Genomic DNA, 14,062 nt, shown 5'->3' on the forward strand with positions numbered 1-14,062 from the left:
AATAGGATAAATTATCTAAAATTTATTTCATGACGCGTTCTACGTCCTGGATGGTGCGGTTGAACGGACCGTTGTGCTCCAGCTTGATGGTGCACATGGCAGCCGCAAACTTGCCAGCCTCGGTAGGAGTGGCACCCTGCAGTCGCTTGTAGAGATAACCGGCAGAATAGGTGTCGCCGCATCCGGTAGCATCCACCACCTCATGAGGAGCATAGGCTGGAATCTCGTAGAACGTGTCGTCTACATAAATCAGAGAACCCTCGCTTCCCAGGGTGATGATTACCTCGGTAACGCCCCAGGAATGAATCAGCTTGGCGGCCTCGCGTGGCTCCTTCAGCCCCGTGATGGTCTCCATCTCCGTCTCGTTCACCTTCAGATAGTAGGTGTTCTTGAGTACATCAAGCTTGTCCTTCCAGTCGATGGCGTAAACTTTCTCGTCTCTTACCTCGCGCAGATAGCCCTGCACATCGATGGAAACCTTACCCTTGCCGGCAAGATAAGCCACTACTTCTGGCGAGAAATCATCGCTCAGCAGACTGCCCAGATGATAAACCTTGGCCTCTACATGCTCCAGCTGCCTGATGGTGAACGGATCAGCCTTGGCAAGTACACGCTGCTTGCGCTTGTTCTGGTCTTCTTCGTAGATGTTTTCGAAGAAAACCGTGTTGCGGGAAGGGTTCAACGTAACGTCGATGCCGGCTTCGAGCATCTTCTCAACAGGTTCTTTCTCTGTTGGGTCCATTGCCGTGATGAGTGAGAAACTCACATCCTTGGGCAACTGGTTGATGGCGTAGGCGAAGTAAAAGGAAGTTCCGCCTGCCATGTATACAGTACGATTCGGGGTCACAATCTTGTCTTTGGTAATGTGACCGATACAACAAATATCTTTCATTTTTTCTATTTAAAACGACTGCAAAGTTACAAAAAAACTTTGAGTATTTCAGAATTTTTTCTTTTAATTCTGCTTTTATGGCAAATATTTAGAAGAAAAAGCCGGATTTCTTTTGGTGGTATTCGTATTTTAATGTACCTTTGCACCGGATTTAAATAATTTGAACATTATCTAGAGAATAGATTAGACTATATTATGTGGTTTGATAATTTAATCAACGTGCATTCGGCGGTGCAGGGCATCGTCATTCTTTCATTGATTTGTACTTTGGGGCTTGCCCTGGGCAAGATTCATGTCAAGGGAATCTCCCTCGGCATAGCCTTCGTATTTTTCGTGGGTATCGTGGCGGGTCATCTCGGACTCACCATCGATGAGAACATGCTGGAGTTTGCCGAGAGTTTCGGACTCACCATGTTCGTGTATGTGCTGGGACTCTATGTGGGTCCTAACTTCTTCGGTTCGATGCGCCACGAGGGCATCTCGCTCAATCTCTGGAGCCTGGCTGTCATCGCCGTGGGAACCGTTTTCTCGCTCGTCCTGTGCCTGGTGCTGCCCGTGAGCCTGCCTGATATGGTGGGCATTCTCTGTGGTGCTACTACCAATACGCCGGCTCTGGGTGCTGCCCAGCAGGCGCTGCAGCAGTTGGGATTGCCTAGTGGTGGGGCAGCCCTGGGCTGTGCCGTCACCTATCCGCTGGGTGTGGTGGGCGTCATCCTGGCGATGATGTTCCTGCGCAAGCTCTTCGTCAAGCCGGCTGACCTGGAAATCCGACGTGCCGATGAAGACGACCATACAGCCATCGGACAGTACGTCATCGTGAACCCGGCACTCAATGGCAATACCATCGCCGAAATCTCGATGATGACCCATCGCAAGTTCATCATCTCACGTGTATGGAGAGGAGAGCAGGTGATTGTGCCTCAGGCTGATACGGTTCTCCATACCAATGATAATGTGCTCGTGGTTACCAATAAGGATGAGGTCTCGGCGATGCAGATTCTCTTCGGAAAAAAGGTGAACAAGGAGTGGAATAATGATAAGGTAGACTGGAATGCGATTGATGCAAAGGTGGAAAGCCGCATCATCGTGATGACCCGTCCGGGACTGAACGGCAAGCGACTGGGAAGCCTGCAGATGAGAAAATCCTATGGCGTCAACGTGAGCCGAGTGCTGCGTGGTGATATCCGTCTGCTGGCTACCGATGACCTCCGTCTGCAGTACGGCGACCGTCTGACGGTGGTGGGCGACCCTACGAGTATCGACCATGTAGAGCAGTTCCTGGGAAATGCCGTGAAGACCTTGAACGAGCCTAACCTGGGCGCCATCTTCCTCGGAATCATCCTCGGACTTGCCATCGGAACCATTCCTCTGGACATTCCGGGAATGACGGCTCCGGTGCGTCTGGGTATTGCGGGTGGTCCTATCGTGATGGGTATTCTGATTGGTGCGCTCGGACCTCGTGTGCATTTCATCTCTTATATGACCCGTAGTGCGGGCCTGATGCTGAGAGAACTGGGTCTTGCCCTCTATCTCGGTTGTCTGGGCTTGTCGGCAGGTGGACAGTTCTTCGAGACGGTGGTTCGTCCTGAAGGCTTGATGTGGGTAGGCATCGGCTTCCTCATCACGGTAGTGCCTGTAGTTATTGTGGGCCTTATCATCCTGAAGACCAAGAAGTACGACTTCGGAAGCATCTGCGGCATTCTCTGTGGCAGTATGGCGAATCCGATGGCTTTGACTTATGCCAACGAGACGCTGGATGGCGATACGCCTAGCATCAGTTATGCTACGGTTTATCCGCTCGGCATGTTCATCAGAGTGGTGATAGCCCAGGTCATCGTGATGTTCTTTGTCTGAAAGGAAACGGGGTAAACTTTTAGGCACGGCTTTTTAATTTTTTAGGCACGGATTACACGGATTTTTTTATGATACTATAAATACGCTTTATTCACATTAGTGCCATAAATCCGTGTAATCCGTGCCTAAATCAGCTTAATCCGTGCCTAAATCAGATTTAGAAATCAGCCTTTCTTGTTATGGTCATTTTCTTTCCTGTCAATGGGTGCTCGAAGGTTATTTCTTCTGCATGGAGATGCAGTCGGGCAGCCTTCTCGTTGCCGTAGAGCGGATCGCCGAGGATGGGCGCTTTCAGTCCTTCCTGATGGGCACAATGCACTCTGAGCTGGTGGGTTCTGCCGGTTTTCGGATAGAGAGCTATTCGGAGATGGGAATCGTCGACAGTTTCCAGTACTTCATACTCCGTGATGGCTTCCTTGCCCAGCTCATGGTCTACAATCTGACGGGGACGGTCCAGATAATCGGGCATTAGAGGAAGCGAGATGATTCCCTTTTCTGGAATGTCCTTTCCCGAAATGATGGCAACGTACTTCTTCTGTATCTGATGATTCAGAAACGCTTTCTGCAGCCGATGATAGGCAAACTCTGTCTTGGCTATCATCATCACGCCGCTGGTTGACATGTCCAGGCGATGAACGATTAGCGGACCGGTAGCCTCCGGATATTTGCTGCGCATCAGGGCGTGGACGGAAGGCTGGGCTGCGTCTTTTCCCGGTACAGACAGCAATCCTTCGGGTTTATGGATGACCGCAATTTCTCTATCCTCATAAAGCGTTTCCACCTTATTATATAGAGAGAGGTCTACGGCAGCCGGTTCGAAGGTGGAAGCTGGCAGCATCCATTGCAATATCGGCTTGCACTTGCCGTTGCAGGCTGGGTAGAAGTGAAGATGATGACGGATTTCCTCCTTCGGACTCTCTCCCCACCAGAACATAGCCATCTGCAAGGGTTTGTAGCCAAGAGAATAAGCATACTGCAGCAGCTTAGGCTCACAGCATTCGCCACTTCCGGCAGGTGGCACCATCTTCAGGGCTGCTATTCTGCTCGTTGCAATAGTGGCTTGCGGATAATCCCTGAGGGCTGCATCTCTGAAAATCTCCAGCAGGTCTTTGCTCTCGCCTTCATGATTCTGCATGCGGAACTGCGAAAACAGCCATTGCTGCAAGGCATCAGATAATGTCTTGCGCAGTTGCTTCAGGCTAAGAATATCCGCCTGATAGGCTTCGTATTCCGTTTCAAGGCTGGTCTTTTCGGAAAGCGATTTCTTGAGTCGGCGTAGTTCTGCCTTCATAAACTGGCTTTCCTTTACCATTTCTGCCTCTTCCTCCGGATTGAGACTTCCTGCTTCCCGTCGGGCATCACGTTTTGCCTTCGCCTTCTTTATCTTTTCCTGATAGGCAGCGATGGTATGCTTCCGCTCTTCCTGCAGTTGCAGGATGAGACCTTTGGCTTCCTTCATGTGGGTGTTGGCTGCCAATTTCCTGATGCTCTGGTTAATGCCGGATATTTCAGCCTCGTGGGTCTTGAAATATCCGTCGGGCTGCAGATAGTCAAAAACGGCAGGCACAAAGTCGTCCCAGTCGCTTCTTCCTCCTATCTGTCCGCTATAGGCGGCAAGATAGCCTATTTTTGGGGCACCTGATGCAGGTTGGGCATTCTCAACGATGAGTACGCCAAACATTTTTCCTTTATCTATCTCCTCTCGCCAGTCTTCACGCTCCGATAGATAGGTTTGCAGCTCCTTGCATACGGCGATGCAAAGAGGATGAGGCTGATAATCGAGCGGATTGTTCATGCGCTCGGGAATGTCAATGCCTGATAGCAGGGCTTGGTCTATGGAATGAAAAATCATGCTGCAAAGATACAAAAAATCAAGTAGAACTCTTGGTTTATCCACAGAAAAATCTTAATTTTGCAAAATAAAAATGAAAATTTATGATGAATACTCAAAATAGCAACATATTCTATCACCTGATCGCCTTCCTGACGGTGGCTATATGGGGAACAACATTCGTATCTACCAAGGTATTGATGCTGAACGGGCTGTCGCCTGCCCAGATTTTTACCCTGCGCTTCAGCATCGCCTACATACTGATGCTGGCTTTCAACCATCGCCGTCTCTTTGCCGATTCCTGGCAGGATGAGTTAAAGATGGCGTTACTGGGCATTACGGGCGGTTCGCTCTATTTCTGTAGCGAGAACGAGGCGATGAACTTCACCACTACCACCAATACCTCGCTCATTGTGTGTTCCTGTCCGCTCTTCGCCACCCTGCTGGTGCGTATGGTCTATAAGGATTCCAACCGCATTCATATCGTCCAGCTGCTGGGTTCTCTTCTGGCATTTGTGGGTATGATCATCGTGGTATTGAACGGCAGGTTTGTGCTCCATCTCTCTCCGGTAGGTGATGCTCTGGCGTTTACGGCTTGCATGTGCTGGGCTATCTATTCGCTCCTGATGAAGTCGGTAACGGGCGATTATAGTGCAGCTTTCATTACGAGAAAGGTTTTCTTCTATGGCGTACTCACCATCTTGCCTTATTATCTCATCATCCCGGGCTTTCCTCCTCTGGAAGTCTTTACCCGTCCGCAGGTTATCGGCAATCTGCTCTTCCTGGGCTGTCTGGCTTCCATGATCTGCTTCCTGACGTGGAACTGGTGCATCTCCAAGCTCGGAACGGTAAAGGCAACCAACTGGGTGTATTTCAATCCGATAACAACGATGATTTTCGCTTCGTGGGTACTTGATGAGCAAATCACCCCTTATTTCCTGGTGGGTGCTGTCTGCATCCTGATGGGTATGTATATTGCCGATAAGAAAACGAGGGGAGAATCATAATCTTCCCGAAAAACCTACCTAAAAGCAAACAGACTTATGACAGAACTGAAAAAATATACCTGGCTATGGCTGATGGGATGCATGATGCTGCTGGCAGCGTGCTCCTCAGAGAAAAAGGAGGATGACTCCTGGTACATACCCATCGATGAGTTTGTAACCCAGCATCAGCAGATGATGCAAAGCCAGCCCGACTCGATGATTCTGCAAATCAGAAACTTGAAATGCGGAGGCAAGCCGGAACTGGTAGAGCAATGGAAAAGACTGATTGTTGCGAAATGCTGCTATCTGAAAGGCGCCGACGTCAACCTTTGGGAGAAAATCTCTTGATGGAACTGGGTGCTAGAGTCTCTGGTTATCATTGTCAGAAATCTTTTTATCGGGTGATACCTCATCTTAAGTTTAATTACGACCTGTCGCAATCAGCCAAACTGAATCTCAATTTGGGCATCCGTAACCAGTATCTTTTTCAGACTGGCTTTTCTTCGGCTGGACTTCCCACCGAATTCTGGTTTGCTGCCGATCAGAATCATCGTCCGCAATATGCCTATCATGCTGCCTTGCAAGGTGAATTCTGGTTTGCCGAAAAGGAATACCGGTTGAGTGTGGAAACTTATTATAAATGGTTGATGAACCAGATAGAGAACAATAGCAATATGTTTGATATCCTTTTCTCTTCTTATTCTTTTGATGGCTCCTTGTTGCATGGCAAGGGTTACAATTATGGATTAAATCTTCTCCTTGAAAAACGAAGGGGAAAACTGACGGGATGGCTGAGTGGTTCCTTGGGGCGCGCCATGCGAAAGTTTGATGGCGAACAATATCAGGGATGGTATCCTGCCGGGCATGAACGTATTTACGAGCTGAATGCCGTAGCTACTTATCGTATAAATCGCCGTGTCAGTTTAGGCTCAACCTATGTGCTGGCTTCCGGAACCCCTTATACTAAAGTGAATTATGCTTATTTAATGTCGGGCAATCTTGTAACGGAATATGGACCTCATAATGGAGATAGGGTAAAACCTTATATGCGTCTTGATTTGTCGGTAAGTTATGATTTTGCAACGAAGGGCAGCGTTCGTAGCGGAATAAATTTCTCGCTTTATAATGTTACGATGCACGGAAATGATTTGTTCTATCGTATCAAGGTGTATGATAATCATGTGAGATATAATGGTTTTAAGTTCTTGATGCCTATTATGCCTTCTATCAATTATTATTGTAAATTTTGAAACATCTGCTTATGAAAATCAGTCACAATAGTCTTGTCATAATCGTCTTGGCTTTATCCTTTATATTTGGAGGATGTAGCCAGGATGTTTCTACGTCAGATGAATCGCAATTGGTAGTTGAAGGGTGGATTGATGCTGGTGGTTTTCCTATCGTAAAACTGACTAAAACGATTCCTTTGGGTAAGGATGAACTGTCATTAGACAGCCTTTCTCGCTATATGGACAGATGGGCGAAAATTACCATTTCTGATGGTGAAAGAACAGAGGTCTTGGCGGGGAGGTATGATAAAAGATATTTTCCACCTTTTATCTATACCACTTTTGATATGCGTGGCGTGGAAGGAAGGGAGTATGTCTTGAGGGTAGAGGCTTCGGATGGCAAGGTGGCAGAAGCAAAGACCCGTATTCCGGTGTCTGCAAAAATTGATTCCTTTCGTGTAGAACCTACTGATGTAGATAGTCTTTTCCAACTTTATGCCTATACGTCTTATCGAGGAAAATGCAAACTTTTTACGCAGACTGTAGGAAATCAGAACGAAATGTATTCTGCTGAATTAGGCCTTTTTGACGATGGAATGATAGGAGAAGAGGGAAGAATTTCGGTAAAACGGGGTAGGGATAATCTACAGAAAGATTTTACTCCTTTTTTTAAGGAGAATGAAATAGTAAGGGTAAAGTTTTCTTCATTAGGTGAGGAAGGTTATGCCTTTTGGCGCAGTTTCGAAGATATGGCAGCCTTGTCCAGAATTCCCCTGATGCCTGTCAACTCCAATTTGAAGTCGAATGTTCAGGGTGCTTTGGGTTATTGGCTGGGATATGGTTCCAGTTTCTATGAAGTGAAAATCAAGGTGGGGGAAAACATTAAAATTCAGTAATCCCCCTCCTTGCTTGTCTAGTTTCCTGTCGAGACCTGTCACCTTCCTCTAGGAAAGGTTCAAGGCACTTATTTTATTTTTATACCATTCACTCTTTCATATCCATTCATTTGCCCATCCCAATAAAGTTTTCCATTCAAAAGAGTAATCAAATCTCCATTTGATAAAACAATTTTATTATTAGCAATAACATAGGTATATATATACCTATCAGAAAATTCTGCAAGATAAAATGGATATTGAGTATTTGTTTCTTTATAAAAGGCATTATCATTTTTGTTTTGGTATATCTGAAAACAAATGCGCTGAACAGTATTGGCATTAATAAAATGCCATAAATAAATACAACTTTCACCACCTCCCCATAAAACGCCATCAGACCAATAAGCTCCAAAATATAAAATTTCGGTATAGTCGTTTGGATTGTAATTATAGGCATTTTTTACATTTTGACGAACGCTTTCTAAACAAATCCAATATCCCTCAATACCGGATTTTGTTTCTTCAATTTCATCTTCATTCTCGCTAGACGAAGAACAAGCGGTAAAAGAAAACATTGTCAACAAGGCGATGAGAAACGCCATTAAAGAAAAATGTATTTTTTTCATGATTTGTGCCCGTCATGCCGATAGCTCAGCTTTAAATTCGTTATTACTTACAGATATATTTCTTACCATTGATGATGTTGATGCCCTTTTTAGGAGCATTCAGGCGCCGGCCACTCATGTCGTATACCTGACCTTTCTTGCTTTCTTTCAAGACAGGGTTGGCAATCGATGTGTTTACATCCTTCGTTGTGAATCCTATCCTATGTTCGTTGCTGTTTTGAGATCCATTCCTGAGTTTAAGGCTACCAGCTGGTATAATCAGCGTGTAGTGAGTGCCAGCCTCAAGTGTCTTCTGAGGTGTGATGGTTACCTGGGTTTCTGATGTTCCATCGGCTTTTATATTGGTTGCGAAATGGCTGTCAACGTATATTTTTGAACCATAGTCTGTTTCTAGCCTGATCCATTGGGATATAGGCTTGTTGCTCACATATGATACCGCCTGATTGAATTGTAGCACAGGTTTCACGTTTACATCCACATCCGTGTCTCCATCTTTTGGCGAGGAGCTGACCAGCTTGATATCCGTTCCCCCTTCTATCTCTCCGCCTCCATTTTCATTCACCGTTATTACGAATGTCACAGTTGTCAACGGCGTGTCTATTGAATGCCCATATTCCCTTTGGTAGACATGGCATTTTACCTCTACCCGTCCACCTGCAACGTACTTGGTTGCTCCCGTTGCCAATATTGTACAATAGCTATCGAACCTGGAGCCTCCTCCTGCGGCTGTTACACAAACTGAAGGAAACCACCATTCATACTTGCTGATATAATGATTGGAGGAAGGTGAAGCATAGGCATTTAGTGTGGTTTGTTCACCAATTTTAAGTGTAGAATAAAAAATCTCTGCCCTGGCTGATGTTATAAACATAACAAATAGCACTAATAAATAAACTAATCTTCTCATTGTATTTATCTATTAAATAATTAGTAACCTTGTTTTTTCTATAAATGTATTAATGTTTCCTTGCAAATTTAGCCATTTTTTCTACAAGTTGCAAATGGGATTTTCGGCGTTTGGGGGTAATGGGCAAGTTTTAGATTACAAGCGGTCGTTAATGGAGAGTAAGTGGCTTCAGTTTTATTACCCAAAATGCGCCAGTATGTAGGAACACATGCTGCACCAGCCTCTGCCGCCCTCATTTTCTGGGCTTTTGGAAGAGGACAGGTTTAGGCAGAATTTAAAAAGTTTACCGATTTGGCGTTCAGGATAATAAGAGAACAACAAAAACGGAAATAGTTTTTTTCTCTTTTTATCCCTCACATCCCTCACATTTTCTCTTTTTGAATTTTTAATCATTTGATAATGAGGTGGTTGTCTCTCTTGTATGGCGTGATAGATAGCCGAAATGTTTACAAAATCCATCACGCTATCCATCACTTATTGCCTTTATCCATCACGTCTTTCAGCTTATCTTCTTGCTGAAAGTGCTTTTTTTATGCACGTGATTCGGGACAAAGATGAAAGTTTTCGGGACAAAGCTTGCATCTGGCTTTAAAATTTTGTATCTTTGCGGAGTGTAGACAACACAGATTCCACAATGGCAATAACCACTGCGAAACCTAATGTTTAATTAAAAATTTATTTTTTATGGAATTAAATCTTAATGATCCTGCGTTTATCAAAAGTCTGGTAGATTATCATTGGATGTACTGCTTCAATGCCGATTGTCCTCGGGCAGCAGAATGCATCCGATTCATCTCGGCAAAGTTCAAACCCGATGATGTTACTGCCGGAAATGCTGTTTATCCCGATGCAAACCTCCATGCATCTTGTTCCCATTTCATGCGTGTGTACCAGTTCAAGGCAGCATGGGGATTTTCCCATCTCTACGACCAGGTAAAACATGTCGAAATGCAGACCATCAAGTACCGCGTCATGGATGTTCTGGGCAACCGTACTACCTATTATCGTGTACATCGGGGGGAGAAACATCTTACGCCGGAAATGCAGGAGCAGGTGAAGAAAGTCTTTGCTGAATATGGTTATGGGGAACCTGCCTATGATCATTATGCAGAAGAAATCGGATTCGTTTACGAATAAAGCACAATCCCCTGCCGATGTATCGAAAGCGGGAATGCAACGTATCGGTTTGTTTCACAGGGTGAAACAGAGTGTTTCTACGCTTGAAACAAACTGTTTCATGGTATGAAACAAAGTGTCTCGTGTCGATAAACTTTTTAAAATGACAGATAATGAAATTTACCGTAACACATAGAAATAAAAATAACCAGCTCCTGGTAAGTACCAAGAGTCTGGAACGTTTCCTGGGGCGCATCGTAAACGATGACGCCAGGAATACCGTGGAGAACTTCCGTGAATATGTACCTTATCTCATGAATGGTTATGATGGGTATAAGGATATGCCAACCTGGATGCATGTTCACCCTGCGGCAGAATTTCAGAAATCGGAGAATGGACTCCTGAAGATGAAGAAAAACAACGGCGTTCTGCTGCTTACGTTTGTTGATATAAATGAGGATGGAGGTGTGGATGCCATCAAGCAGAAAGTAGCCAGTCTGCCTTCTACTCTTGCAGCCTTTGTGGGAGCCGATGGCATCAGTCTGCATGTTCTGGCGAAATATGCGCTGGCAAAGGGGACGTTACCTGATGAGGAGGTTGCTGCCGACAGGATTTACAAGCAGGCCTTCCTGACCTTTGCTCCGCTTTATCAGACGCTGGTAAAGGCAAAGATGCAGATGCCCGAGCCTTCTATCTTTTCCGATTTTCTGATGACAAGAGATTCTTTTCCTTATTATCGTGAAGATGCCTTGCCCCTGACGTTGAATGAAGTCTTTCATGGCGCAGAAAAACCTGTGGAGAGCGTTGATGAGAAGGAGGCTGACCACTCTTCCGGAGGTGTGGATAACGACCGTAAGGAGTTGAGTGACAATATCATGAGTATGATCGGATTTCTGTGTAAGAAATATGATTTCCGTTATAATTCGGTAATGAAATGCACAGAATATAGGCCAAAGGAAAAGGATTATTGGGGCTATCAGCCAGTGGATGCCCGTGTGCAGAAGCGTATGACGCTGGAGGTACAGCTCGCCAACATCCGTGTGAGCATCAAGGATGTGCGCAATTATCTGGAGTCGGATCTTCTTTCTACCTATAATCCTGTAGATAACTTCCTGTTCAAGTGTGAGGGGAAGTGGGACGGTAAGGATCATATCCGTGCCTTGGCGCGCACGGTGCCTACTGATAATCCTTATTGGGAGGATTGGTTCTATACCTGGTTCCTGGCGATGGTTGACCAGTGGCGTGCTTACAGTCATCGCAAATACGGCAACTCTGTGGCACCACTTCTCATCTCCAAGCAGGGCTACAACAAGAGTACTTTCTGCCGGTCTCTGGTTCCGCCGGAGTTGCAATGGGGGTATAATGATAATCTCGTATTGTCAGAGAAACGGCAGGTGCTTCAGGCGATGTGCCAGTCGCTGGTTATCAACCTGGATGAGTTCAACCAGATTTCTCCTCAGGTGCAGCAGGGATTCCTGAAGAACATCATCCAGTTGCCGAGTGTCAAGATAAAACCTCCGTATGGCAGTCATGTACAGGAATTTCCGAGAATGGCGTCTTTTATCGCTACGAGCAATATGGAGGATATCCTCTCCGATCCTTCCGGTAATCGCCGTTTTCTGGGTGTGGAGCTCACGGGTCCTATCGATGTGAGCCAGCGTCCGAATTATGAACAGCTTTATGCGCAGGCGCTTTCTGCATTACGGGCAGGCGAGAAGACTTATTTTGATGCGGAACAGACCCGGCTGATCATGGCGAACAACAGGAAGTTTGAGGTGGTTTCTCCGGTAGACCAGTATTTCAATCTCTATTTCGACGTGACCGATGATGTCAAGCAGGGTGAGTATCTTACGGCAGCCGAGATATTCCAGGAACTGAAGAGTCACATCGGTTCATCGTTGAAGTTGAGCAATCTCATCACCTTTGGCCGCAAACTTTCTCAGATGCCATCCATTCACCGCAAGCGTTTCAACGACGGCATGCGGTATCTGGTAGTGAGAAAATCGTGATGGATAACGCTAAATCGTGATGGATAGCGTGATGGATTCTTCCGCTTTTCGGAGTATCTATCACGCTATTTAAATATCTGTATATGAGTATGTTAGAGTCTGTAATGTGTGTAAATCGTGATGGGTGATAGATAATTATCTCAAAATGTATTCGCTTCCAATCTTTCCCAGATGGCATCCCGATAGATGAATTTCGATAGCGAACGGATAAAAAATGAAAAATCAGCCAATTGGCAACGGAATGTTGCTGGATGGCTGATTTTCTTATTTAGTATGATAGATTTCTAGTTTCAGACTTTCCTGTCATGGAAATCTGTTGGATTTCTGATACAAATATAGTCAAAAACTCCGAAATATCAAAATGCGTTTTTACTTAATAGAGGCTATGATGCGGGGAGATGGGATTATGCGGTTTGATACAGAGAATAAGCGGTAGGAAATTGCACTATGAAAATGTAGAAGATAATTCTACTCTCATCTTCTCTACATCAAATCTGATGCCATCCCGGTCGATGAATCTGGATAACGAGCCGTCTTCTGCAAGCTCTTTTGGGGTGCCGATGGAGAGATGGTTTTCTTCCATCAGCCAGAGCTGATCGGCAATCTGCAGGGCCAGTTCCACATCATGGGTTGACAATAAGATAGACTTATGCTGCTCGTGGGCAAGGCGACGGAGCATCTGGAGGGTTTCCACCTTGCTCGGAAAGTCGAGGAAGGCGGTAGGCTCATCCAGGATGATGAGGCTGGTTTGCTGAGCCAGCGCTTTGGCAATCATCACCTTCTGGCGCTCGCCATCGCTTAACTCTGTGATAGAACGGGAGGCTAAGTGCTGGATGCCTGTCTGCCGGATGGCTTCATCTACTATCTTTTGATCTGCCGAGGATAAGGTTCCCCAGAAGCCGGTATAGGGAGAACGGCCGATGCCGATGATTTCCTGAACGGATAGTTGGGGAGTATCCATACGGTTAGTGAGAACTACACCTATTTCCTGGGCGAGTTCGCGGGCAGAATAATCGGATAGAGGTTTGTCTTGAATCAGGATTTCTCCATCAAGGGGTGGCTGGAATCCAGATAAGGTGCGGAGCAAGGTAGATTTGCCCACTCCGTTGGCTCCGATGAGACAAGTCAGTTTGTTTCCCTGGAGTGAGGCATGAATAGATGAGGCTACCGCTCTGAGCTGATGCTTCGAGCGATAGCCTATCGTTAGATTCTTGAATGTGATTGTAGTTCCCATCAAAATCTTCTTTCTTCGAAATGTTTATACTGTCGAAGCGGAGATTTACTTGGCAGCCAATACTTCTACCTCTACCAATGCGCCCTTAGGCAACTTCTCTACGGCTACGGCTGAACGAGCTGGGTATGGCTGGCTGAAGAACTCGGCATAAACCTCGTTCATGGCTGCGAAATCGTCCATGCTGTTCAGATATACAGTAGTCTTCACTACGTGAGAAAGGTCGGTACCGGCTGCCTTCAGGATGTTCTGGGCGTTGGTGAGGCTCTGACGAGTCTGCTCCTTGATGCCACCCTCTACGAAATTGCCTGTTGCTGGGTCGATAGGAATCTGACCTGATGCAAATACGAAACCGTTTACTTCGATAGCCTGGCTATATGGACCGATAGCTGCAGGCGCATTGTCTGTGTGAATTGCGTTCATAATTAATTTCCTTTTTCTATTTATTAAATCAATCTGGATGCAAAGATAAGCATTTTTCCCCAAAACTGACCTATTTCGCA

At 45.8% G+C, this 14,062-nt stretch carries 14 protein-coding genes; 7 read left to right on the top strand and 7 right to left on the bottom strand.

Features of this window, described 5'->3' with window-relative positions:
- Positions 1-22 precede the first annotated feature (22 nt).
- Entirely contained in the window at positions 23-892 is an 870-nt protein-coding gene (locus ACQRBJ_RS06865; protein ID WP_294971614.1) for a PfkB family carbohydrate kinase, read from the bottom strand.
- A gap of 195 nt (positions 893-1,087) precedes the next feature.
- On the opposite strand from ACQRBJ_RS06865, the gene ACQRBJ_RS06870 reads away from it, so the two are divergent.
- Positions 1,088-2,746 (top strand): putative transporter, encoded by a 1,659-nt coding sequence (locus ACQRBJ_RS06870; protein WP_445303175.1) that lies wholly within the window; start codon positions 1,088-1,090, stop codon positions 2,744-2,746.
- Between the two features lie 157 nt (positions 2,747-2,903).
- On the opposite strand, the gene ACQRBJ_RS06875 is transcribed toward ACQRBJ_RS06870, so the two are convergent.
- Positions 2,904-4,598: a pseudouridine synthase gene (locus ACQRBJ_RS06875; RefSeq protein ID WP_445303176.1), complete on the bottom strand. Its 1,695-nt coding sequence runs from the start codon at positions 4,596-4,598 to the stop codon at positions 2,904-2,906.
- 86 nt (positions 4,599-4,684) lie between these two features.
- Here ACQRBJ_RS06875 and ACQRBJ_RS06880 point away from each other — a divergent pair, with 86 nt between their 5' ends.
- From ACQRBJ_RS06880 to ACQRBJ_RS06895, 4 genes are read left to right on the top strand one after another with little or no spacing between them, the layout of a single operon-like run.
- Positions 4,685-5,584, top strand: coding sequence for a DMT family transporter (locus tag ACQRBJ_RS06880; protein WP_445303220.1), 900 nt, complete (start codon positions 4,685-4,687; stop codon positions 5,582-5,584).
- 36 nt (positions 5,585-5,620) lie between these two features.
- Positions 5,621-5,911, top strand: coding sequence for a hypothetical protein (locus ACQRBJ_RS06885; protein WP_445303177.1), 291 nt, complete (start codon positions 5,621-5,623; stop codon positions 5,909-5,911).
- Complete coding sequence (locus ACQRBJ_RS06890; RefSeq protein WP_294971604.1) at positions 5,911-6,813, top strand: TonB-dependent receptor; 903 nt, start codon at positions 5,911-5,913, stop codon at positions 6,811-6,813. Before ACQRBJ_RS06885 ends, ACQRBJ_RS06890 begins: the two co-directional genes overlap by 1 nt.
- Before the next feature lie 11 nt (positions 6,814-6,824).
- Positions 6,825-7,688 carry a DUF4249 family protein gene (locus ACQRBJ_RS06895; protein ID WP_295346989.1) on the top strand — a complete coding sequence of 288 codons (864 nt, stop codon included), beginning with the start codon at positions 6,825-6,827 and terminating at the stop codon, positions 7,686-7,688.
- Positions 7,689-7,756: 68 nt separating this feature from the next.
- Here the strand turns inward: ACQRBJ_RS06895 and ACQRBJ_RS06900 are convergent, their stop codons facing one another.
- The 3 genes from ACQRBJ_RS06900 to ACQRBJ_RS06910 form a co-directional block, all read right to left on the bottom strand.
- Entirely contained in the window at positions 7,757-8,296 is a 540-nt protein-coding gene (locus tag ACQRBJ_RS06900) for a hypothetical protein (RefSeq protein ID WP_294971600.1), read from the bottom strand.
- 43 nt (positions 8,297-8,339) lie between these two features.
- A complete protein-coding gene (locus tag ACQRBJ_RS06905) occupies positions 8,340-8,876 on the bottom strand; it encodes an Ig-like domain-containing protein (RefSeq protein WP_294971598.1) in 537 nt (178 codons plus the stop codon).
- 504 nt (positions 8,877-9,380) lie between these two features.
- A complete protein-coding gene (locus ACQRBJ_RS06910) occupies positions 9,381-9,674 on the bottom strand; it encodes a hypothetical protein (RefSeq protein ID WP_445303178.1) in 294 nt (97 codons plus the stop codon).
- Positions 9,675-9,887: 213 nt separating this feature from the next.
- Here ACQRBJ_RS06910 and ACQRBJ_RS06915 point away from each other — a divergent pair, with 213 nt between their 5' ends.
- Positions 9,888-10,340: a DUF6078 family protein gene (locus tag ACQRBJ_RS06915; RefSeq protein ID WP_118151447.1), complete on the top strand. Its 453-nt coding sequence runs from the start codon at positions 9,888-9,890 to the stop codon at positions 10,338-10,340.
- A 152-nt stretch (positions 10,341-10,492) separates the two neighbouring features.
- Positions 10,493-12,328, top strand: a complete 1,836-nt coding sequence (locus tag ACQRBJ_RS06920) for a VapE domain-containing protein (RefSeq protein WP_445303179.1) — start codon at positions 10,493-10,495, stop codon at positions 12,326-12,328.
- 445 nt (positions 12,329-12,773) lie between these two features.
- Here the strand turns inward: ACQRBJ_RS06920 and ACQRBJ_RS06925 are convergent, their stop codons facing one another.
- Together ACQRBJ_RS06925 and ACQRBJ_RS06930 are read right to left on the bottom strand one after the other, a co-directional pair.
- Positions 12,774-13,562: an ABC transporter ATP-binding protein gene (locus tag ACQRBJ_RS06925; RefSeq protein ID WP_445303221.1), complete on the bottom strand. Its 789-nt coding sequence runs from the start codon at positions 13,560-13,562 to the stop codon at positions 12,774-12,776.
- A 45-nt stretch (positions 13,563-13,607) separates the two neighbouring features.
- Positions 13,608-13,982: a RidA family protein gene (locus ACQRBJ_RS06930; RefSeq protein WP_006848032.1), complete on the bottom strand. Its 375-nt coding sequence runs from the start codon at positions 13,980-13,982 to the stop codon at positions 13,608-13,610.
- Positions 13,983-14,062 lie beyond the last annotated feature (80 nt).

Source organism: Prevotella sp. SGI.167 (genome assembly GCF_050313615.1).
Classification (GTDB): Bacteria; Bacteroidota; Bacteroidia; order Bacteroidales; family Bacteroidaceae; genus Prevotella.

What these genes read in the sequence shown, in the direction of transcription:
- ACQRBJ_RS06910 (WP_445303178.1), bottom strand. Translation starts at nt 9,674, where the DNA reads ATGGATAGCGTGATGGATTTTGTAAACATTTCGGCTATCTATCACGCC.
- ACQRBJ_RS06895 (WP_295346989.1), top strand. Translation starts at nt 6,825, where the DNA reads ATGAAAATCAGTCACAATAGTCTTGTCATAATCGTCTTGGCTTTATCC.
- ACQRBJ_RS06890 (WP_294971604.1), top strand. Translation starts at nt 5,911, where the DNA reads ATGGAACTGGGTGCTAGAGTCTCTGGTTATCATTGTCAGAAATCTTTT.
- ACQRBJ_RS06915 (WP_118151447.1), top strand. Translation starts at nt 9,888, where the DNA reads ATGGAATTAAATCTTAATGATCCTGCGTTTATCAAAAGTCTGGTAGAT.
- ACQRBJ_RS06925 (WP_445303221.1), bottom strand. Translation starts at nt 13,562, where the DNA reads ATGGGAACTACAATCACATTCAAGAATCTAACGATAGGCTATCGCTCG.
- ACQRBJ_RS06880 (WP_445303220.1), top strand. Translation starts at nt 4,685, where the DNA reads ATGAATACTCAAAATAGCAACATATTCTATCACCTGATCGCCTTCCTG.
- ACQRBJ_RS06870 (WP_445303175.1), top strand. Translation starts at nt 1,088, where the DNA reads ATGTGGTTTGATAATTTAATCAACGTGCATTCGGCGGTGCAGGGCATC.
- ACQRBJ_RS06930 (WP_006848032.1), bottom strand. Translation starts at nt 13,982, where the DNA reads ATGAACGCAATTCACACAGACAATGCGCCTGCAGCTATCGGTCCATAT.
- ACQRBJ_RS06900 (WP_294971600.1), bottom strand. Translation starts at nt 8,296, where the DNA reads ATGAAAAAAATACATTTTTCTTTAATGGCGTTTCTCATCGCCTTGTTG.
- ACQRBJ_RS06865 (WP_294971614.1), bottom strand. Translation starts at nt 892, where the DNA reads ATGAAAGATATTTGTTGTATCGGTCACATTACCAAAGACAAGATTGTG.
- ACQRBJ_RS06885 (WP_445303177.1), top strand. Translation starts at nt 5,621, where the DNA reads ATGACAGAACTGAAAAAATATACCTGGCTATGGCTGATGGGATGCATG.
- ACQRBJ_RS06920 (WP_445303179.1), top strand. Translation starts at nt 10,493, where the DNA reads ATGAAATTTACCGTAACACATAGAAATAAAAATAACCAGCTCCTGGTA.
- ACQRBJ_RS06875 (WP_445303176.1), bottom strand. Translation starts at nt 4,598, where the DNA reads ATGATTTTTCATTCCATAGACCAAGCCCTGCTATCAGGCATTGACATT.